The organism is Bartonella sp. MR168JLCBS (assembly GCF_042194175.1).
In genome coordinates this window covers 1-984 of sequence record NZ_JBHIMP010000179.1, presented here as the reverse complement: position 1 = coordinate 984, position 984 = coordinate 1, and the positions used below count along the sequence as shown (strand labels likewise).

The window sequence follows — 984 nt, the reverse complement described above, 5'->3', positions numbered from 1 at the left end:
TGCAACAGCTTTGCTTGATCGTAAGACGATCATGAAACACGAAAAAAATGGTGATTTGGGAAATCAGTATTTGAAAACTCATGCTGCTTGCGTTGGTCCTTATCAGTTAAAAAGTTGGCGCCCTGGAGAAGCGATTTTATTGCGTGCAAGCTCTCATTATTGGGGACAAGAACCTAAACTAAAACAGATTTTAATTCGCCATGTTGCGGAGCCTGGAACACAACGCTTGTTGTTGCAAAAACATGATATTGATGTTGCTCGTAATTTGACACCTGAAGATCTTGCAGATCTGCAAAAAACAACAGATGTTAAAGTTGAAAAAGTGTTGGTGCCAACCATGATGTATTGGGGATTCAATACGACGAATCCCATTTTTGCTAAGGAAAAAGTACGTTTGGCGATGCGTTATCTTATAGATTATGAAGGTCTTGGCAAGAAGCTTCTCAAAGGGATTGGTATTCCACGGGCAAGTTTTATTCCTCTTGGCAATTTTGGGGCTTTAGATGAAAAAGAAGGGCAACCCTTTAAGCTTGATATTCAAAAAGCCAAGCAGCTTTTAGCAGAGGCCGGTTATCCGAACGGATTTGAGGCAAATTTTCTCGTATCAAACACTCCTTATACTTTATTACTTGCTCAGTCACTCCAAGATAGTGCTGCGCAGGCGGGTGTGCGTCTTAAAATTGAACGTGTGGCAGGTACACAGTTGTTTTCAAAAGTGAATGCACGGGCTTTTGATACGGCTTTTGTCGGATGGAATAATGATTCTGCGGATCCTCATACAATGGCTTCACGTCTTGTTTATAATCCAGATAATCGGTTTGAGGCTAGAAACACTGCCTATCCTAGTTGGAAGCATGGGTATTTTGATGCCAAGATGAATCAAAAAGTTGAATATGCTTTGTTTCAAAAAGATCCGCAAAAACGGGCGCAAATATATGCTGATTTACAACGTGAACTTATGCAAAAAGGACCTTATGCGTTTAT

Annotated in this window: 1 protein-coding gene; it reads left to right on the top strand. The window is 40.4% G+C overall.

Going from position 1 to position 984, the window contains the following annotated elements:
* Positions 1-984 (top strand): ABC transporter substrate-binding protein (locus ACFIK8_RS10165; RefSeq protein WP_375669353.1); only part of this gene is annotated, 984 nt, incomplete at both ends.